At 69.4% G+C, this 21,977-nt stretch carries 3 protein-coding genes; all 3 read right to left on the reverse strand.

From position 1 onward, the window contains the following. Positions 1-126: 126 nt before the first annotated feature. The 3 genes from HNP46_RS18845 to HNP46_RS18855 are packed head-to-tail and all read right to left on the reverse strand — an operon-like array spanning position 127 to position 21,745. The gene (locus HNP46_RS18845) at positions 127-1,089 is read right to left on the reverse strand and encodes an alpha/beta hydrolase (protein ID WP_184591880.1); all 963 of its coding nucleotides are present in this window, start codon (positions 1,087-1,089) and stop codon (positions 127-129) included. Next, entirely contained in the window at positions 1,086-8,978 is a 7,893-nt protein-coding gene (locus tag HNP46_RS18850) for a non-ribosomal peptide synthetase (RefSeq protein WP_184591882.1), read from the reverse strand. Before HNP46_RS18850 ends, HNP46_RS18845 begins: the two co-directional genes overlap by 4 nt. Beyond that, positions 8,978-21,745 carry a non-ribosomal peptide synthase/polyketide synthase gene (locus tag HNP46_RS18855; RefSeq protein ID WP_184591884.1) on the reverse strand — a complete coding sequence of 4,256 codons (12,768 nt, stop codon included), beginning with the start codon at positions 21,743-21,745 and terminating at the stop codon, positions 8,978-8,980. Before HNP46_RS18855 ends, HNP46_RS18850 begins: the two co-directional genes overlap by 1 nt. Positions 21,746-21,977: the final 232 nt, after the last annotated feature.

Consider the following 21,977-nt stretch of genomic DNA (forward strand, 5'->3'; position numbering starts at 1 on the left):
CGGAACGGGTTATCCGCCGATACCATTGTCGGATAACGCTGGCGCGTTATGCGCCCTACTGCCTACGGCTACATCAGTGCGCGTAGGAGCGGACTCCGTCCGCGATTGGCATGCCCACACTCCACCCTACCAGCGCGCCGCGAGGAACTCCGCCACCCGGCGGTAGTAGCCTTCCACCTCCGGCACCAGATTGCCCATGCGCAGGAAGTCGTGGGTCATGCCACAGCAGCGCTCGGCTTCCACCTCGACGCCCTGCTCCACCAGCGCATGGGCATAGGCCAGACCCTCGTCCAGCAGCGGATCGAACTCCGCCGCGAACAGCAATGCCGGCGCACTGCCTTGCAGTGCCTGACCCGCGTGGACGGGCGAGCAGCGCCAATCGCCGCGCTGTTCATGCTTCGGCACGTACTGGTCGTAGAACCACTCCAGCGTCGCCGTCTCCAGCAGGTAACCCTCGGCGAACAGCTCCTGGGATTCACGGCGCGCACTGGCATCCGCCGCCGGGTAGAACAACAGTTGCGCGCAAGGCTGCTCCGCGCCCTCGCCCGCCAGTTCGGCACAGAGCACGGTGGCCAGCGTGGCTCCCGCACTGTCGCCAGCCACGGCAAGGCGACGCGGATTCAGGCCGAGACTGGCAGCCGAGTCCAGCAACCAGTTCCAGGCATCGCGCGCATCGAAGGTCGCCGCCGGGAATGGCGCCTCCGGCGCCAAGCGGTAACCCACCGAGATCACCGCGCAGTCGCAGTGCTTCGCCAACCACCGGCACAGCCCGTCATGGGAATCCAAGCTGCCCACCGTGTAGCCGCCGCCGTGGAAATACAGGATCGCCGCGTCGCTGGAACCTACAGGCCGGTACAGCCTAACTGGCAACTGCCGGCCCTCCCGTGCGGGAATCAGCAACTCCTCGACCGGCATCGACGGCGCGCCGGCCTTGAGCGATTCCGAGGCGGCCTCGAAGTCCTGCCGCGCCTGCTCCAGCGGCAGCTCGTGCAGCGCCGGGCGGCCACTGCTGCGGCCGTCGTCGACCATGTCCAGGAAGGCGGAAATCTCCGGGTGCAGCATGCCGACCTCTTTCATCAATGCGTTCATACCGTGGCTTGCTCCTGGCGTGCGCCGCTTTCCACCTGGGCGCAGCAATGGCCGATCACCCCTTCCAGTTCCGTGCGCAGCTGCGCCATCAGCGCTTCGATGCGCGACGGGCGGAATACCCGGCGGCTGAACATGCAGCGCAAGGTCAGCTCGCCGTCGTAGACCTGGCCGACGATCTCCAGCCAGTTGTTCATCGGCGTGCTGGCGGCGTAGGTGTCGCCGGGCTTCTCCTGCAGCGGCACGAACAGCGCCTTGTCGTCGAAGCTCTGGTCGAACTGGCCGAGGTAGTTGAAGGTGACGCGCGGCTCGGCACGGGCGGCGAGCTGGCGCCGCAGGGCGCTATCGCCCAGGTAACGCAGCGCACCGTAGCCGATGCCCTTATCCGGTACCGCACGCAATTGCTGGCGGATCGCCGGGATGGCCAGCGCGTAGTCGCCCTGCCCCGGCGTCAGGCGCAGCGGGAACAGGCTGGTGAACCAGCCCAGGGTGCGGCTGTGATCGACGCTGTCGAGGATGTCCTCGCGACCGTGGCCTTCCAGGCCGATCAGCACCGATTCGCTGTCGCACCATTCACACAGCGTGCGGCCCAGGGCAGTCAGCAGCAGGTCGTTGATCTGCGTGCGGTAAGCCTCGGGCGCCACCTTCAGCAGGCGCTGGGTCTGCTGGCGGTCCAGGCGCAGGAACAGCTGCTCCAGGTGCGCCATGCGCTCGGCACCGCGCGGGTTGTCGCGCTGCGGCTCGCCCAGGCCGGCGGTCTCGGTCTGCTCCAGCCAGTACGGCAGATCGCCTTGCGCCAGTTGGCTGTCGGCATACTCGCGCAGGCCTTCGGCCCAGGCGCGGTAGGCGCTGGTGCGCTCGAAGCGCGGCGCCGCTGCGCCAGAGAGCTGCGCAACGTAACGTTGCTGCAGTTCCTCCAGCAGGATGCGCCAGGACACACCGTCGACGCCCAGGTGGTGGATCACCAGCAACAGGCGCTGGGTGCCATCGGCCATGTCGGTGAGCACGCCACGCAGCAGACGCCCTTCGCTCAGATCGAGGCTGCGTTGCGCCTGGTTGGCGATCAGCAGCGCCTCGTCGGCATTGGCCGCCTGGCGCTGCCAGAGCAGTGCCCCGGTAATCTGCTTCGCCTCAAGAGTACGCTGGCGCCACTGGCCGTCAGCGCCGCGGGCGAAGGACAGGCGCAGGCTGCCATGTTCGGCCAGCAGGCCTTGCAGCGCCGCTTCCAGCGCTTCGGCGTCGAGGCGCTGGCGGCATTCCAGCAGTACCGCCTGGTTGAAGTGATTCGGCTCCTCCAGCTGCTGCTCGAACATCCATTGCTGGATCGGCACCAGGCCGAAGGATTCGCCATCGTCAGCCACTTCCGCCACCGCTGTCGGCGCCGCCTCGGCGACGCTTTCGGCGCGCTCCAGCAGGCCGGCGATGGTCTGGTACTGCAGCAGGTCGCGCAGGCGGATTTCCACGCCCTCGCCCAGCGCCTGGCGGGCGCGGGAGACGATCTGCAGGCTGAGGATGGAGTCGCCGCCCAGGTCGAAGAAGTTGTCGCGGATACCCACGCGCTCCACCTGCAGCACGTCCTGCCAGATGGTCGCCAGCGCCTGTTCGCGCTCGTTGCGCGGCGCCTCGTAGGCCTCGCCCTGCCAGGTCGGCTCGGGCAACGCCTTGCGGTCGATCTTGCCGTTGGGCGACAGCGGGAAGCGTTCCAGCCGGAGAATCTGCGCCGGCACCATGTAATCCGGTACCTGCGCGCGGAGGAAGCTGCGCAGCGCGTCGCCTTCGGCCTCGCCGACCACGTAACCGACCAGTTGCTTGCCGCTGACGCCGTCGCGGGCCACCACCAGCGCTTCGCTGACCTGCGGGTGATCCTGCAGGCGCGCCTCGATCTCGCCCAGCTCGATGCGGAAGCCGCGAATCTTCACCTGGTGATCGATGCGCCCGACGTAGTCGATGACGCCATCGGCGCGGCCACGCACCAGGTCACCGCTGCGGTACAGGCGGCCCCCTTCCTGCTCTTGTGAAAAGCCAAATGGATCGGCCACGAAGCGCTCGGCCGTCAGCCCGGCACGCTCGTGGTAGCCGCGCGCCAGGCCTTCGCCGCCGATGTACAGCTCGCCAGCCACGCCCAGCGGCACCTGGCGCAGCTGCTCGTCGAGGATGTACAGCGTGCGTGCGCCGACGCCCTTGCCGATGGGCGCATAGGCGGCATCGCAGGCGGTGTTGCGGTAGGCCTTCCACAGCAACGGCGTGACCACGGTTTCCGTGGGGCCGTAGCCATTGATCAGGTGCTCGGCACGCAGCGCACGCTTGGCCAGCTCGAAACTGGCGTTGGGCACCGCGTCGCCGCCGAAGCAGTAGATGCGCACCGGCGGCGGGTTGCCGTCACGCAAGGCGTGCTCGGCCAGCTGTTGCAGGTACACCGGCGGGAAGGCCGCCACGCTGACCTGCTTGTCGTGCAGCACGCGGTAGGTCTGCTCCGGCGTCCACAGCTCGTCACCGCGCAGCACCAGGCTGCCGCCGTGTACCAGGGTGGTCAGCCAGCGTTCGTGGGCGCCGTCGAAAGCGAAGGACATGAAGTGCAGCTCGCGGGTCGCTGCATCCATCCGGTACAGCTCGCCGATGGCCGCGCAGTGCATGGCCAGCGGGCCATGGCTGACCGCCACGCCCTTGGGCTTGCCGGTGGAGCCGGAGGTGTAGATCAGGTAGGCGAGGTTTTCCGGCTCCAGGGCCACCACCGGCAGGTCGCTATCCTCGGTGGAAAGATCAAGCCCATCCAATTCCAGGCAGGCCACGCCCGCCGGCAGCGGCAAACGCTCGCGCAGGCGGCTGTTGGTGATCAGCAGCGCGATGCCGGCATCGCTCATCTGAAATTCCAGGCGCTCGCGCGGGTACTCGGCGTCCAGCGGCACGTAAGCGCCGCCGGCCTTGAGCACCGCCAGCAGCGCCAACGGAATGCGCACGCTGCGCGGCAGCGCCACGCCGACCCGGACTTCCGGGCCAACACCGAGCGCCATCAGGCGATGAGCCAGGCGGTTGGAGTCGCGCTCCAGCGCCGCGAAGTCGACTTCCTCGTCACCGCAGATCAGCGCCACCTCATCGCCACGCAGCGCGGCCTGGCGCGCAATGGCCAGATGCACCGGCTCGGCCGGCGGCAGCGCCTGGTGCGGGCCACGGCAGGCGGCCAGGGCCGCGCGATCATTGGCGGACAGGCACTGCAGCTCGCCGACGCGCTTGCCGGCGCCGTGCAGCAGGCTGTCCAGCACCTGTTCCATATTGCCACGCAGGCGCGCCACGGCGGGCGCGCTGAAATGCGCGCGCAGGTACTGGTATTCGATCTCCAGCCGCTCGCCGACACGTACGGCGAGGTCCATGGGGATACTGGTCTCGTCCTTCGACTTCAGCTCGCCGAAGCGCGGCCCCTGGGCGCTGCGCAGCACCTCGTCGACCGGGTAGTTCTCGAACACGATGATGCTGTCGAACAGCGCCTGCCCGGCCTGGCCGGCCCAGCGCTGGATGTCGTACAGCGGCGTGTGCTCGAACTCGCGCACGTCGAGGTTGTAGGCCTGCAGCTCGCGCAGCCAGTCGCCGAGGTCGGCGCGCTCGGCCGGCGCCTGGACGATGGGCAGCGTGTTGATGAACAGGCCCAGCAGGCTGTCGGCGCCGGCCAGTTGCGCAGGACGCCCAGCCACGGTGGCGCCGAAGGCAACGCGCTGCTGCCCGGTGTAGCGCTGCAGCAGGAGAATCCACGCCGCCTGCACCAGGGTGTTGAGCGTCACCCGCTGGCTACGGGCGAAGGCCTTCAAGCGCTCGGTGGCCGCCGTGTCGTAGCGGCTGTATTCCAGGCCATGGCCGCTGCCTTCGGCCGGGCGCGCCAGGCTGTCGGCGAGCACGGTGGGCTGGGCGAAGCCTTGCAGCCGCGCGCTCCAGAAATCCTGGGCCTGCTGCTGGTCCTGCACCTGCAGCCAGTGGATGTAGTCGCGGTAGCGGCCCTGCTCGGCGATGCTCTCGCCGTTGTAGCGGCGCAGCGCCTCGGCGAACAACTGGGCGTTGCTCCAGCCGTCGAGCAGGATGTGATGATGGGTGTAGACCAACTGGTGGCTGGCCTCGGCGCTGCGCACCAGCACCAGGCGCAGCAGCGGCGGACGCTCCAGGTCGAAGCTGCGGCTGCGCTCGGCGGCGGCCAGTTCATCCAGCGCGGCTTCCATGTCCTCGCGGTCGCGCCAGTCGAGCACTTCCAGCGGCAGCTCGACGTGCTTGTGCACCGCTTGCACGGGTTGGTCTAGGCCCTGCCAGTGCACGCCGGCACGCAGGTTGTCGTGGGCATCCAGCGCGGCCTGCCAGGCGGCGCGGAAGCGCTCCACGTCGAGGTCGTGCACTTCCACGCGCAGCTGGTTGACGTAGACGCCGCCCTCGCTGCCGTCCACGCCATGGAACAGCATGCCCTGCTGCATGGGTGACAGCGGGTAGAGGTCTTCGATCTGCTGCGGGTCCAGGCCCAGCGCCGCCAGCTGGGCGGCGTCCGGCGCGTCGATGGCCGCCGCGGTTGCTGGAGTTTCGACGGCGACGAAATCACCGGCCACGCGGGCCAGTGCATACAGGGTCTGCTGCTGGAACAGGTCCTTCGGGCTCAGCTGCAGGCCGGCGGCGCGGGCACGGCTGACCACCTGAATGGAGACGATGGAGTCGCCGCCCAGTTCGAAGAAGTTGTCGTCCAGGCCCACCCGCTCCAGCCCCAGCACGGCGCACCAGATGGCCGCCAGGGTCTGCTCGCGCTCGCTCTCGGGTGCGCGGTAGGTCTTCTGCAACAAGCTGAAGTCCGGCTCCGGCAGCGCCTTGCGGTCGAGCTTGCCGTTGGGCGTCAGCGGCATGCGTTCGAGCGGGACGATCTGCGCGGGGACCATGTAGTCCGGCAGTTCCTCCAGCAAGGCGGCGCGCAGATCACTGTCGATCTGGCCAGTGACATACCCCACAAGCTGCTTCACCGCTCCCGCATCGCGGGCGATGACCACCGCCTCGCGCACGCCAGGCTGGCCGAGCAGACGCGACTCGATCTCGCCCAGCTCGATACGGAAGCCGCGAATCTTCACCTGGTGGTCGAGGCGGCCGAGATATTCCAGCACGCCATCTGCACGCCAGCGCGCCAGGTCGCCGGTGCGGTACATGCGGGCATTGCGCGCTGGGCTGAACGGGTCGGCGACGAAGCGCTCGTTGGTCAGCTCCGGGCGACCATGGTAGCCGCGCGCCAGGCCGTCGCCGGCGATGTACAGCTCGCCGGCCACGCCGATGGGCGCCGGTTGCAGCTCGCCATCGAGGATGTACAGCTGGGTGTTGGCGATGGGCTTGCCGAGCAGCGCGCGGGCGCCCTTGTCGATCTTCCAGGCCGCCGACCAGATGGTGGTTTCGGTGGGGCCATAGAGGTTCCACAGCGCATCAGTTTGTGCCGTCAGTTTGTCCGCCAGCTCGGCGGACAGCGCCTCGCCGCCGCAGAAGAAGCGACAGCCGGTCAGGTGCGGGAAGTCCTCGTGGCCGCTGAGCAGCGTCCAGGTGCTCGGGGTCGCCTGGATCACCGTGACGCCCTGCTCCAGCGCCACGCCCAGCAGGCGCGACGGGTCGCGGGCGACGTCGCGGTCGACCAGCACCACGCGGCCGCCGACCAGCAGCGGCAGGTACAGCTCCAGTGCGGAGATATCGAAAGACAGAGACGTCAGCGCGAGCACGCGGTCCTGCGCGCCCACACCCGGCTCGCGGGCCATGCTTAGCATGAAGTTGACCACCCCGCCGTGGCGCACCGCGACGCCCTTGGGCTTGCCGGTGGAGCCGGAGGTGTAGATGACGTAGGCGAGATCGTCGGGCTTGGCGAGATTCGGCAAATCGCTCTCGGCGTAACCATCCAGCTGCGCCCAGTCGCGGTCCAGGCAGAACCCGCGGGCGCCGGTCTGCGGCAGTTCGCCGAGCAGGTGCTGCTGGGTCAGCAACAGGCGCACGCCGCCGTCTTCGAGCATGTGCGCCAGGCGTTCGGCGGGGAATTCCGGGTCCAGCGGCACGTAGGCGCCGCCGGCCTTGAGCACCGCCAGCAGCGCCACCGGCAGCTCCACCGAGCGCTCCAGGGCGACGCCGACGCGGCTGTCCGCGCCGACGCCCTGCTCGCGAAGCCAGTGTGCGAGGCGATTGGCGCGGCGGTTCAGCTCGGCGTAACTGAGGCTGCGCTGGCCGTCGGTGAGCGCAATGTCCTCCGGCGAACGCTGCACCTGCTGCTCGATCAGCTGGTGCAGACAGGCATCGCGCGGGTAGTCCATGTCGGTCGCGTTCCAGCCGTAGAGCAGCTGTTCGCGCTCGCTGCCATCCAGCAGCGGCAGGCGCGCCACCGGGCATTGCGGGTCGCTCACGATGCCTTGCAGCAGGTTGAGGAAGTGCCCGGCGAGGCGCTCGATGGTCGCCGCGTCGAACTGGTCGGTGGCGTACATGAACTGCCCGCGCACCTGGCCGTCGCGGCTTTCCTCGGTGTTCAGGGTCAGGTCGAACTTGGCGATGCCGCTGTCCAGCTCCAGGCTTTCCAGCTGCAGGCCGCCGGGCAGTTCGCGCAGGGCGTCGCGGCGGCTCGGCTGGTGGTTGCAGGCCACCTGGAACAGCGGGTTGTAGCTCAGGCTGCGCTCGGGTTGCAGCGCGTCCACCAATTGCTCGAACGGCAGGTCCGGGTTGGCCTGGGCGCCCAGCACGGCTTCGCGGGTGCGGGCAAGGAAGGCATTGAAGGATTCGTCACCGTCGATGCGCGCGGACAGCACCTGGGTGTTGACGAAGAAGCCGATCAGCCTTTCGCTCTCCGCGCGGCCACGGCCGGCGATCGGCACGCCCACGCGCAGCTCGCGCTGGCCGCTGTAGCGCGACAGCAGCAGCTGGTAGGCGGCGAGGATCAGCATGAACAGCGTGGCGCCCTGCCCCCGCGCCAGTTCGCGCAGGGAATCGCTGAGCGCGCGAGGCAGCTCGAAGTCCAGGGTCGCGCCGCGGTAGCTCTGCACCAGCGGGCGCGGCCGGTCACCCGGCAGGGTCAGCAGCAGGGATTCGTCGCCCAGCTGTTCCTTCCAGTAGGCCAGCTGCCGCTCGCCCTCGCCGGCCGCCAGCCACAGGCGCTGCCAGCGGGCGATGTCGCTGTACTGGATCGGCAGCTCGGTCAGGTTGGCTTTCGCGCCTTGCACTTCGGCGCTATACAGCGCAGCGAATTCGTCGATCAGCACACCGATGGACCAGCCGTCGGCAATGATGTGGTGCAGGTTCACCAGCAGCAGCGCTTCACCGGGCAGGCGGGCCAGGTGCAGGCGCAGCAGCGGGCCTGCGGCGAGGTCGAAGGAGCACTGGGCGCATTCGTTGAGCCATTGCCGCGCCTCGGCTTCGCTACTGAAATCCTTCGCCTCCAGATGCGCCGGCCCCGGCGGCAGGATGCATTGCAGCACTTCGCCATCCGGCTCCTGTAGGGCGCATAACGCGCCAGCGTTATCCGCCGCCGCACTCTGCCCAGTCTGCGGCGGATGACGCTGCGCGTCATTCGCCCTACCAGAGCGGTCCTCTGCGCTGCGGAAGACCGTGCGCAGGCTTTCATGGCGCTCGATCAGCGCGGCGAAGGCACACTTCAGCGCGCCCTCGTCCAGCGCACCGCGCAGGCGCACGGCGGCCGGGATGTTGTAGGCCGCGCTATGCGGCTCCATCTGCCAGAGGAACCACAGGCGCGCCTGGGCAGCCGAGAGCGGCGCGTGGGTACGCCCCTCGCGGAGGATCGGCAGGCGCGCCAGGCTCACGCCTTTCTCGCGCAGCTGACGCAGGAAGATGATCTGCTTGTCCTCGGGCAGAGCGCCAAGGCGCTCCGCGACCTGCTTCAGCTGGGCATCCATCGGGTGTGTCATTACAGATTCTCCAGCTCGCCGAGCAGTTCATCCATCAGGTCCAGTTCCTCTTCCGCGCTGGCAGAATCTGCCCGCTGGGTTTCGATCCAGGCGGCCAGGGCTTCGATGTTGCTCAGCTCGAACAGGCGGTGCAGCGGCAGCTCCAGCCCCAGGCGTTGACGCAGGGTCAGGCCGACCTGGGTGAGCAGCAGTGAATGGCCGCCCAGCTCGAAGAAGTCGTCGTGCAGGCCGACGCGGTCCACCTGCAATACGTGCTGCCAGATGCCGGCCAGCTCGACTTCCAGGTCGCTGCGCGGCGCCACGTACTGGCGCAGGCTGTCACCCAGTTGCGGGTCCGGCAGGGCCTTGCGGTCCAGCTTGCCGTTGGGCGACAGCGGCATGGCATCCAGCGCGATGATCCGCGACGGCACCATGTAGTCCGGCAGCTCGCCTTGCAGCGCCTGACGCAGGGCCTCGGGCTCGGCGTCGGCGACCACGTAGGCCAGCAGCACGCCGTCTTTGGCCACCACCACCGCCTCGCTGACCTGCGGGTGGGCCTGCAGGCGCGACTCGATCTCGCCCAGCTCGATGCGCAGGCCGCGAATCTTCACCTGGTGGTCGAGACGGCCGAGGTACTCGATGGCGCCGTCTTCGCGCTGGCGAGCCAGGTCGCCGGTACGGTACAGGCGCTCGCCACTGCCGAAGGGATCGGCGACGAAGCGCTCGGCAGTCAGGCCGGGGCGCGCGTGGTAGCCCCGCGCCAGACCGACACCGCCGATGTACAGCTCGCCGGCCACGCCTTGCGGCACCGGCTCCAGGCGTTCGTCCAGCAGCACCAGGCGCAGGTTGTCGATGGGCCGGCCGATGGGCACGACCTGCCGTGCATTGTCCTCGTCGCAGGCCCAGAAGCTGACGTCGATCGCCGCCTCGGTCGGGCCGTAGAGGTTGTGCAGCTTCGCGCTGCTGCGCTGGCGGAACTGCTGTTGCAGCTCATAGGGCAGCGCCTCGCCGGAGCACATCACCTGGAGCAGCGACGGGCAGCGCTCCAGCTCACCGGAAGCGACGAAGGCCTGCAGCATCGACGGCACGAAGTGCAGCGTGGTGACCTGCGCCGCCTCGATCACCTGGCGCAGCGCTGCCGGGTCGCGGTGCGCGCCGGGTGCGGCGACCACCAGGGCGGCGCCGGTCATGAGCGGCCAGAAGAATTCCCAGACCGACACGTCGAAGCTGAACGGGGTCTTCTGCAGCACGCGGTCGGAGGCATCCAGCGCGTAGGCCTTCTGCATCCAGTTCAGGCGGTTGACCAGCGCCCGGTGGCTGTTGCCGGCGCCCTTGGGCTTGCCGGTGGAGCCGGAGGTGTAGATCAGGTACGCCAGGTTCTGTCGGCTGCCTTGTACTTCCGGGTTCTGCTCGGAGGCCGTGGCGATCTCGCTCCACTGGCTGTCCAGGCAGATCATCTCGGCGTTGCTGGCGGGCAAGCGTTCCAGCAGGTGCTGCTGGGTCAACAGCAGGCTTACGCCGCTGTCGGCAAGCATGTGCTGCAAGCGCTCCTGCGGGTAGTCCGGGTCCATCGGCACATAGGCGCCGCCGGCCTTGACGATACCCACCAGGGCCACCACCAGCTCCACCGAACGCTCGGCGGCCACGCCGACCAGTACATCCGGACCGACGCCCTGGCCGCGCAGCCAATGCGCGAGCTGGTTGGCGCGGGCGTTGAGCTGGGCGTAGCTCAGCCGTGCGTCACCGAACTGCAGGGCCAGCGCGTTCGGGGTCGCAGCAACCTGGCGCTCGATCAGTTCCTGCAGTTGTACGTCGGCCGGGAACGTCGCCTCGGTGGCGTTGAAGCGTTGCAACAGGTCGTTGCGCTCCGCGCTGGCCAGTTGGCTGACGCGGCCCAGCGGGCGCTCGGCGTCTTCCACCAGGGCCAGCAGCAGGCGCTCGAAGTGGCCGCGCAGCTGTTCGATCTGGCTCGCGCTGAAGCGGTCGGCGCGGTAGGTGTAGCGCACGTCCAGCTGCTCGCCGGCGCTGGCCACCAGGGCCAGGGCGTAGTTGGTGCCGTCCACCGGGTGGTGGCCGAGGATGCGCAGCTCGTCATCGGCGGAAGACGACAGGGCCGCGTCCATGGGGAAGTTCTCGAACACGATGATGCTGTCGAACAGCGTCTGCCCGCCGCGGCCGGCCCAGCGCTGGATGTCGTACAGCGGCGTGTGCTCGAACTCGCGCACGTCGAGGTTGAACGCCTGCAGCTCGCGCAGCCAGTCGCCGACGCGCTGGGCGTCCGCCGGGGATTGCAGGATCGGCAGGGTGTTGATGAACAGGCCGAGGCTTTCCTCTGCACCCGGCAGTGTGGCCGGGCGCCCGGCGACAGTGGCGCCGAAGGTGACGCTGCGCTGGCCGCAGTAGCGTTGCAGCAGCAGCGCCCAGGCGCCCTGCACCAGTGTGTTGAGGGTGAGGCGCTGGGCCTGGGCGAAGCGCTGCAGCGGCGCCGTGTCGAGGCGGCTGTGCAGCTCGCGCAGCGGCTCCTCGCGGAAACCGGCGTTGCAGGCGGTGGCCAGCAGGGTCGGCTCGTCGAAGCCTTTCAGGCGCTCGCGCCAGAAGCTCTCGCCCGCCGCGCCATCCTGGTCATGCAGCCAGCCGATGTAGTCGGCGTACTGCGCCGCGGGCGCAGGCAGGGCTTCGCCACGGTAGAGGGCGAGCACTTCGCCGATCAGCCGCGCGCTGCTCCAGCCGTCCAGCAGCAGGTGGTGGCAGGTCCAGATCAGGTGGTAGCGGCGCTCGCCCAGGCGCACCAGCGCCAGGCGTTGCAGCGGTGGTTTGGCGAGGTCGAAGCCGAGGTTGCGTTGCGCGTCGGCGACACTTTCCAGCTGCTGCGCGCTGACCTGCTGGCCGCGCCAGTCGAAGGCCTGCACGGGCAACTGCACGTCGCGCAGGACGAACTGCAGCGGCGCAGCATCGGCGCTGGCGAGGAAGCCGGTGCGCAGGTTGCCGTGGCGGGCGATGACCGCGCGCCAGGCAGCGAGGAAGCGCGCCTCGTCGAGGCCGTCCAGGTCGACCCGCAGCTGGTTGACGTACAGCGAGGAGCCCGGCACGTCGAGGGCGTGGAACAGCATGCCCTGCTGCATCGGCGACAGCGGATAAACGTCCTCCACGCCGGCCGGCAGCGGCAGTGCGTCGAGCTGTGGCTGGTCGAGGCCAAGCAGCGGCAGCTCGGCGGCCTCCAGCTTGCGTGGGGTATTCAGGCACCAGGCGACCAGCGCCTGCAGCTCGGCGCGCAGCAGGGCCTGGAGTTCGTCGATATCGGCGGCGTCGAACATGGCGCTGCTGTAGGTGACTTCCAGGCTCAGCTCGCCGCCGAGGACGCGGCCGGCGTAGACCAGCGCATTACCCAGCGCGGCGTTCAGTGGCTGGCTGCGCCCCACGCCTTCGAAGGCCGGCAGGAAGTCGGCGTCGGCAAAAGCCTGATCGAGCTGGCCGAGGTAGTTGAAGGTCACCTGCGGTGCCGGCAGGTCACGCAGGCTGGCGGCGTGCTGGCTGAGATAGCGCAGCTGGCCGTAACCCATGCCGGAGCGCGGCAGGTTGCGCAGGTGCTCGCGGGTGGCGCGCAGGTCCGCGCCCGGCTCGCCACCGGCTTGCAGACGCACGGGATAGAGCGCGGTGAACCAACCTACGGAGCGGCTCAGGTCCAGCGCCGCGTCGCCGTCGAAGGCATCGCGGCCGTGGCCTTCCATCTCCACCAATGCGGAGCTTTCACCGGTCCACGCGCACAGGGCACGGGCCAGCGCGGTCAACAGCAGGTCGTTGATCTGCACGCGCTGCGCCTTCAGCGCCGGACCGAGCAGTTGGCGGGTGGTCTCGGCGTCCAGGCTGAAGCGCGCGTGGGCGGCTTCCTTCCAGGTGGCCGGGGCACCCTGGCGGGCACGGTTCAGGGCCGGTGCATCACGCAGTTCGGCCTGCCAGTAAGCGAGCTCCGCGGTAGCGCTATTGGCGGCCGCCTGCTGGCGGGCGCTCCAGGCCTGGTAGCTGTCGGTCCGCGGCAACGCGGCCGGCGTACGACCGGCGCGCAGTTCGCGGTAGGCGTACTGCAGGTCTTCTAGCAGGATGCGCCAGGACACGCCGTCCACCGCCAGGTGATGGATGACCAGCAGCAGGCGTTCGCCCCCCTCCTCCAGAGTCACCTGCATGGCACGCAGCAGCGGGCCATTGGTGATATCCAGGCTGGCCTGGGCGTCGTCGCACAGGCGTTCCAGGGTTTGCGCGTCGGCGGCGCGGCGGCGCCACAGCAGGGTCATGTCGAGTGGGCCTTGCTCGGCGTAACGCTGGCGGCTGCCGTCGAAGCGCAGGCGCAGCGCGTCGTGCTGGCCGACCAGCCAGTGCAGCGCGCGGGCCAGGACGTCGCCGTCCAGCGCTTCACGCGGTTGCAGCAACAGAGCCTGGTTCCAGTGGTGACGCTGGGCGCTCGGTACACGCTCGAAGAAGCGCGCCTGCACCGGCGACAAGGTGACCTCGCCAGTGACGGCGGTGACCGGTGTGGCTACGGCAGCGGCAGCCGGAGCGCGGCTTTCCAGCCACTGCGCCAGTTGGCGCACGCTCTGCCGCTCGAACAGCTGTTTCGGGCTGAGCTTGTAACCCAGCTTACGGATGCGCGCGATGATCTGCAGGCTGAGGATGGAGTCACCGCCCAGCTCGAAGAAGTTGTCCTCGGCGCCGACGTGCTCGACCTTCAGCACCGCTTGCCAGATGTCGGCGATGCGCTGTTCCAGCTCGTTCAGCGGCGCGCTGTCCACGACCTTGGCAACCGCCTCGGCGCGCGGCAGCGCCTGGCGGTCCACCTTGCCGTTGGCGTTCAGCGGCAGGCGTTCCAGCAGTGTCAGCTGGGCCGGCAGCAGGTATTCCGGAACGGCGGCGGCCAGGGCTTCGCGCAGGCTTTCCACGCTCTGTCCCTCGGCCACGGCCCAGGCCAGCAGCTTCATCGGGCCATCGCCGTCACGCTCGGCCAGCGCCACCGCATCGCGCACGCCGGGCAGACGCTTGAGCGCTTGCGCCAGCTCGCCCGGCTCCACGCGATAACCGCGGATCTTCACCTGGTCGTCGACCCGGCCGAGGAATTCCACGGCGCCACGACGGTTCAGGCGCACGCGGTCGCCACTGCGGTACAGGCGCTCGCCTTCGATCTCTACGAAACGTTCGGCGGTCATCTCCGGCAGGCCGAGATAGCCCAGCGCCAGGCCGGCGCCGCCGATGTACAGCTCGCCGGGCACGCCTGGCAGCAGGTCGCGGCCGTTCTCGTCGAGCACGCGGATGGCGCAGTTGGCCAGTGGCGTGCCGATGGGCAGGCTGCCTGCTGGCAGGTCATCCAGCAGCGACCATTCGTGGGTCAGCACGCCGACGGTGGATTCGCTGGGGCCGTAGTGGTTGACGATGCGCAGCTTGGGCGCAAGGTCGCGGATCGGTTGCAGCAGCGCGCGGTCGCTCGCTTCACCACCGACCACCAGCAGACGACGCGGCAGCACCGCGGCAGCATTGGGCGCGGCGGCCAGCAGGCCGGCAAGGTGGCTGGGGACGATCTTCAGCACATCCACATCCTGCATGAACGCGGCAAAGCGTTCGGCATCGGCCACCGCCTGGGCATCGGCCAGGTGCAGACGACCGCCGCCGCACAGCGCGCCGAACAGCGTGGTGTGGCCAAGATCGGCGGCCACCGAGGAAACCATCGCCAGGCCCAGGCCCTGGGCGCGCCCCTGGTCCAGTTGCAGGCGCTCCAGCACCGCCTGCACGTAGTTGGCCAGCGCGGCGTGGCTGACGCGTACGCCCTTGGGCTGGCCGGTGGAGCCGGAGGTGAAGATCACATAGGCGGCCTGCTGCGGGTCGATGCTCCGCGCAGATGCGGCAGCGCTGCCCAGCTCCGGGCCACCAGCTGGGATCAGCGTGGCGGCGGCGCCGAAGGTTTCCAGCAGCGCAGCTTCACTCACCAGCACGCGGTCGATGCCGTTGTCGACGAGCAACTGGCGCAGGCGCTCGGCGGGTTGCGCCGGGTCCAGCGGTACGTAGGTGGCGCCGGCCTTGAGCACACCCAGCAGCAGGAGCACCCACTGCGCGCTGCGCTCCTGGCAAATGGCGACACACTCGCCCTGCTCCACGCCACTGGCGATCAGTGCGTTAGCGAGGCGGTTGCTGCGCGTATCCAGTTCGGCGTAGCTGTAGCGAATGCTGTCGTCCTGCACGGCGATGGCGTCCGGCTGCGCGGCGACCTGCGCAGCGAACAGCCCGAGCACGTCCTGCTGCGGCCACTGGCGCGCCTCGCCACGGCGGCGCGAGGCGACCGGGCGCGGCAGTTCGCCAAGGGCGCGCTGCGGCTCGGCGCACAGCTGGCGCAGCAGCGCCTCGAACTGGCCGGCGATGGCGGCGACGCCGTCCTCGTCGAACAGGTCGCGGGCGTAGACGAAGCTGCCGCGCAGCTCGTCGCCCGGCTGGCCGCTGGCGTCCAGCGCCTCGGCCATGTCCAGGGCGAGGTCGAAGCGCGCGCCGTATTGTTCCTCGCTGAACAGTTCCAGCTTCAGCGCGCCGGCATCGGGCAGGCGGCTGACGTCGAAGCCGAAGTTGAACTTCACCTGCACCAGCGGGTTGTAGGCCAGGCTGCGCTCGGGTTGCAGGGCTTCCACCAGTTGCTCGAACGGCAGGTCCTGGTGCGCCTGGGCGCCCAGGGCCAGGGGCTTGAGATCGGCCAGCAGCGCGGCGAAGGACTGCTCATCGGCAAGGGCGAACGGCATCACCTGGGTGTTGACGAAGAAGCCGATCAGCCCTTCGCTTTCCAGCTGCTGGCGGTTGGCGATGGGCACCGCGACGCGCAAGTCGCGCTGGCCGCTGTAGCGCTGCATCAGCACGGCGTAGGCGCCGAGCAGCAGCATGAACAGGGTGACGTCCTGCTCGCGGGCCAGTTGCTTGAGGCGCGCCCCCAGACCTGTGTCCAGGCTGAAGCCGAGGCTGCCGCCGCGATAGCTCTGCACGGCTGGGCGCGGGCGATCGGCGGCCAGTTCCAGCACCGGCGTCTCGGCGCTCAATTGCTCGGTCCACCAGTTCAGCTGACGCTGGCCCTCCTCACCCGTCAGCAGCTCACGCTGCCACTGGGCGTAGTCGGCGTACTGCACCGGCAGCGCCGGCAGTTGCAGCGGCTCGCCAGCAGCGAAGGCGCCATACAGGCGGCTGAACTCGTCCACCAGCACGCGGATCGACCAGCCATCGGAGACGATGTGGTGCATCGTCAGCAGCAGCACGTGGTCGGCGTCGGCCAGCTTGATGAGCGTGAGGCGCAGCAGCGGGCCGTTGCGCAGGTCGAACGGATTCTGGGCTTCTGTCTCGGCCAACTGGCGGGCAGCCGTTTCGGCGTCCTTTTCCGCGGACAGGTCGACACGCGCCAGGTCCAGCGGGCGCGCCGGCTGGATGCGCTGGAAGGCCTGGCCATCCACTTCATCGAAGGTGGTGCGCAGGGTTTCGTGGCGCTCCACCAGCGCGTCGAAGGCTCGGCGCAACGCGGATTCGTCCAGTTCGCCGCGCAGGCGCAGTGCGCCCGGAACGTTGTAGGCGGCGCTGGCCGGCTCCATCTGCCAGAAGAACCACAGGCGGCTCTGGGCGGCGGACAGCGGCAGGTCGCCGTCGCGAGCTACGGCGCGCAGCGGCGGGCGAGCGCTGGGCGCTAGAGCCGTCAGCCGTGCAGCGAATTCGTCCAGGCGGCTGGCTTCGAACAGGTCACGTAGCGGCACTTCGCAGCCGAGGTCGCGGCGCAGGCGGGAGATGACTTGCGTCGCCAGCAACGAGTGGCCGCCCAGTTCGAAGAAGTCGTCCGCACGGCCCACGGCCGGCACGCCGAGCACTTCGGCCCAGACGGCGGCGACGCGGGTTTCCAGCCCGTCACGCGGGGCTTCGGCAGCGCCGGCGGTTTCCTGCGGCTCGGGCAGCGCCTTGCGGTCGATCTTGCCGTTGGCGTTGAGCGGCATCTGCTGCAGCACGAGGAGGCGCGACGGCACCATGTACTCCGGTAACTCCGAACGCAGCGCGGCCTTGAGGGCGTCTTCAGCCAATGCTTCGCCGACGACATAGCCCAGCAGGCGCTTGCCGCGTTCGCTGTCACGGGCGATCACCGCCGCCTCGCGCACGCCGGGCAGCGCACGCAGGCGGGCTTCGATCTCGCCCGGCTCGATGCGGAAGCCACGGATCTTCACCTGCTGGTCGACGCGGCCGAGGTAGTCCAGCGCGCCGTCTTCACGCCAGCGCACGCGGTCGCCGCTTCGGTAGGCACGTAGGCCCTGAGCGAAGGGATCGGCGACGAAGCGCTCGGCGGTCATGCCGGCGCGCTGGTGGTAGCCGCGGGCCAGGCCGTGGCCGCCGATGTACAGCTCGCCGGCCACGCCGCGCGGCAGCGGCTGCAGGCGGTCGTCGAGGATGTACAGGCTGCGCTCGCCAACCACTTCGCCGATGGGCGCGTAGGCCGCGCCGCACGCGGTCTTCGCGTCGGCCTTCCAGAGCATCGGGGTGACCACGGTTTCGGTGGGGCCGTAGCCGTTGATCAGGTGCTGCGGTTCCAGAGCCTGGTGTGCCAGTTGATAGGCCGCTTCCGGCACCGCGTCACCGCCGAAGCAGTAGATGCGCATGCTCGGCGCGTGGCCGCTCAGCAAGGCCTGCTCGGCCAGCTGTTGCAGGTAGGCCGGTGGGAAGGCGGCGACCGTCACTTGATGGCGGCGCAGTTGTTCCAGGGTCTGCTCGGCGGTCCACAGCGCGTCATTGCGGATCAGCAGGCTGCCGCCGTGGGACAGCGCAGTGAGCCAGCGCTCGTGCGCGCCGTCGAAGGCGAAGGACATGAAGATCAGTTCGCGGTCGGCGTCGCTCATCGCATAGCGCTGGCCGATGGCGCGGCAGTGCGCGGCGATCTCGCCGTGGGCGACGGCAACGCCCTTGGGCTGGCCGGTGGAGCCGGAGGTGTAGATCAGGTAGGCGAGGTTCTGCGCCTGGATGCGCACCAGCGGGCGCACCGCCAGGGCGTTGGCCAGGTCGGCTTCTTCCAGCACCAGGCGCTCGACGCCCGCAGGCAGTGGCAGGCGCTCGGCCAGCTCGGCGTTGGTCAGCAGCAGGTCGACACCGGCGTCCTGCATCAGCCAGGCCAGGCGTTCCTCGGGGTAGTCGACGTCCAGCGGCAGGTAGGCGCCGCCGGCCTTCATGACGGCCAGCAGGGCCAGCGGGATGTCCACGCCACGCGGCAGGGCCACGGCGACCCGGCGTTCTGCGCCGATGCCGCGCTGGATCAGGCGCTGTGCCAGGCGGTTGGAGCGGTCTTCCAGTTCGGCGAAGTTCACTTCGCGCTGCTCATCCACCAGTGCGACCTTGGCCGGATGACGGCGGGCCTGGGCGGCGATGGTTTCGCTCAGCGCTTCGAAGGCCGGCGCGTCGCCGGCCACGGCGATGCTCCAGTCGCTGGCGGGCAGCCAGTCGCGGGCGTCCAGTACGGTGTCGGCATTCAGCTGCGGCAGTGCGCGCAGCAGGTCGAGGAAGTGCCCGACCAGGCGTTGCATGCCGGCGGCGGCGTAGCGCTCGCGGGCATAGCAGAAGCTCAGGCGCAGGCTCTGCTCGCCTTCGCGAACGCGCAGCACCAGGTCGAAGGGGGTTTCCAGGTCGAGCTGTTCCAGCGCTTCCACGCTGACGCCGGGCAAGCCGTTGCCGGCGCGCGGCTGCCACTGGTGGTCGAAGGCGACCTGGCACAGCGGATGACGGCCGTGGCCGCGCTCGGGTTGCAGCGCTTCCACCAGTTGTTCGAAGGGCAGGCCCTGGTGCGCCTGGGCCTGCAGCAGATCGTCGCGCAGCTGGCGGAGCACGCCGCGCAGGCTGGCGCCTTCGGGCAGCTCGCTGCGCAGCACCAGCAGGTTGACGAAGAAGCCGACCAGGCGCTCGCTGTCGAGCTGGTCGCGGCCGGCCTGGGTCAGGCCGATGCGCAGGTCGTGCTGGCCGCTGTAGCGCTGCAGCAGCAGGTTGTAGGCGCTGAGCAGGAGCATCGGCAGGGTCGCGCCGTGGGCCTGGGCCAGGCTGCGCAATTTGCCGGTCAGTTCGGCGTCGATGTCGCGTTCGATCAGCTCGGCGCTCTGGCCCTTTTCACCGGTAGTGAATGGCAGCTCCAGCGGCGCATGCTGGTTGCCCAGGCGTGCGCTCCACCAGTCCAGCAGGCGAGCGCCCTCGCCCGCTTCCAGCTTGCCCTGCTGGGCGGCGGCGAGGTCGAGGTACTGGCGCGTCAGGATCGGCAGCACCGGCTCGCGTTGTTCGACGATGGCGCGGTAGCACTCGGCGAATTCGTCCAGCAGCAGGTTCAGCGACCAGCCGTCGGCGATGATGTGGTGCACGCAGAGCAGCAATGCCTGGCGGCCGCCGCCGAGGTTCTGCAGGCGCAGGCGCAGCAGCGGGCCCTGGGCCAGATCGAAGGGCTGCGCGGCGAAGGCGTCGGCATCCTCGCGGGCGGCGATATCGCGGCGGGCGTTGCCCAGGGAGCTGAAATCGCTCTCGCTGAGCTCCACCTGGGTCACGTCGGACAGGTTCAGCGCGACCTCGCCATCGGCCTGTTCGATGAAGCGGCTGCGCAGGGTTTCATGGCGCTCCAGCAGGATCGCGAAGGCCTGCTCCACCGCCGGCCGGCGCAGTTCGCCACGTAGGTTCATGCGCCCGGCGATGTGGTACACGGCGCTTTCCGGCTCCAGCTTCCAGAGGAACCACAGGCGGCGCTGGGCGGGCGACAGCGGCAACAGGCCGTCGCGCGGCACCTGGGGAACGCTCTGCGCTGCCACCGTCGGGATTGCCGCCAGCGCCGCGACGAAAGCGCCCAGTTCCGGCGCTTCGAACAGCAGGCGCAGCTCCACGGCACGGCCCAGGCGCTCGCGCAGGCGCGCCATCAGCTGGGTGGCCTTGATCGAGTTGCCGCCGAGGGCGAAGAAGTTGTCGTCGCGGCGGATCGCCGGCAATTCCAGCACTTCGCTCCACAGCGCGGCGATGGCTTGCTCTTCGGCCGACAGCGGCGCGACCGGCTTGGCGCTGGCGCCATCGCTGATCGGCTCGCCGGCGCGCTGGATGGCGTAGGCCTGCAGGCTGCCGTCGAGCAGTTGGGCGCGGCAGGCCGAGCGTTGCAGCTTGCCGCTGGAAGTCTTGGGCAGGGCGCCCGGCTCCAGCAGCGCCACCACCAGCGGCGCTTCCTGGAAGGTTTCCGCCACGGCGGCGGAGATGGCCTTGGCCAGCGCTTCGGCGGAGATCAGCTTGCGCACGCTGCGACCGACTTCGGCGGCGATGCCGATGCCCTCGCGGCCGCCATGTTCGATGGCAAAGGCCGAGACGCGGCCCTTGCGCACCAGGTCCACCTCTTCCTCGACGCAGCGCTCCAGGTCTTGCGGGTAGAGGTTCTGGCCACGGACGATGAGCATGTCCTTGAGGCGGCCGGTGACGAACAGCTCGTCGTTGTGCAGGAAGCCCAGGTCGCCGGTGCGCAGCCAGGTGCGGCCGTCCTTCTCGACGAAGGTGCGCGCGCTGGCTTCCGGGTTGCGCCAGTAGCCCAGCGCGACGCTGGGGCCGCTGCTCCAGATTTCGCCGACGCGATCCGGGCCGAGGCTTTCGCCGCTCACCGGGTCGACCAGCAGGATGTCGTGGTCGGGCTGGGCGCCGCCGCAGTTGATCAGTGAGGTGCCACGGCCCGGGCGGGCGATGTTCTCGCCCAGGGCTTGGAGGTCCACTTCCAGCTGGCCGATGCCGTCACCGCGCACGCCGCCGGTGACGAAAAGAGTCGCTTCGGCGAGGCCATAGCAGGCGTAGAAGGACGAGGCATCGAACTGCGCCGGGGCGAACCAGGCAGCGAAGCGCTCCAGGGTGTCCGGGCGGATCGGCTCGGAGCCGGAGAAGGCCACGCGCCATTTGCTCAGGTCGAGGCCTTCCAGGGCCGCCTCGTTGACCCGCTCGCAGCACAGGCGGTAGGCGAAGTCCGGGCCGCCGCTGACGGTGCCGCCGAAGCGGGCGATGGCTTCCAGCCAGCGGCGCGGGCGTTCGAGGAAGTAGCGCGGCGACATCAGCACGCACTCCACGCCACTGTAGATCGGTTGCAGCAGGCCACCGATCAGGCCCATGTCGTGGAACAGCGGCAGCCAGCTGACGATCACGTCGTCGTCGCCGATGCCGAAGCCACCACGGATCAGCCGCTCGTTGGCCACCAGGTTGCCATGGCTGACCTGCACGCCCTTGGGCGTCGAGGTGGAGCCGGAGGTGTACTGCAGGAAGGCGATGTCGTCGTCGGCCAGTTCGGGCATCTGCCATTCCACGGCCAGCGCCGGGTCGGCCTGGTCGACCGCCAGCAGCAGCGGGCTGTCGCCATTGTCCCGTGCGCAGGCCGGGCGCAGGGCCTCGATCAGCGTGGAGTCGGTGAGCACCAGGCTGGGTTCTGCGTCATCGAGGATCGAGCGCAGTCGCGCCAGGTGCTGCGGGCGCACCGATTCCGGCGGATAGGCCGGCACGGCGATGATCCCCGAGTAGAGGCAGGCGAAGAACGCGGTGACGTATTCCGGGCCGCTGGGCAGCAGCAGCACGGCGCGGTCGCCCTGCTGGCCGTGGCGCAGCATCCAGGCGGCCATGGCGCGGGCGCGCTCGTCCAGCTCGCGGAAGCTGATGGGCTGTTCGAGGTTCTCGGCGATGAATCGCAGGGCAGTCTTGCGCGGCATTTCGCAGGCGCGTTGCAGCAGGGCCTCGACCAGGTTTCCTGCGGCTTCGTAGCGGTCGTTCATGACATCACCTGTTCTGGCGGCGGGCGTGGGGACTCGCCGGGTGGAAATTCGTGGGTTCAGCTGCTTGAGCGGAGCGCCGTGATCGATCACACGCTCTGATCAGTCCCCTCTCCCTCTGGGAGAGGGTCAGGGTGAGGGCGCTACCGGCGACTTCGCTGCTCGGCCATTTCCCTCACCCCCGCCCTCTCCCAGAGGGAGAGGGAGCTATCCGTGCCGGCTGATACTCCGGCGT

Source organism: Pseudomonas nitroreducens, from assembly GCF_014204515.1.
GTDB classification, from domain to species: domain Bacteria; phylum Pseudomonadota; class Gammaproteobacteria; order Pseudomonadales; family Pseudomonadaceae; genus Pseudomonas; species Pseudomonas nitritireducens_A.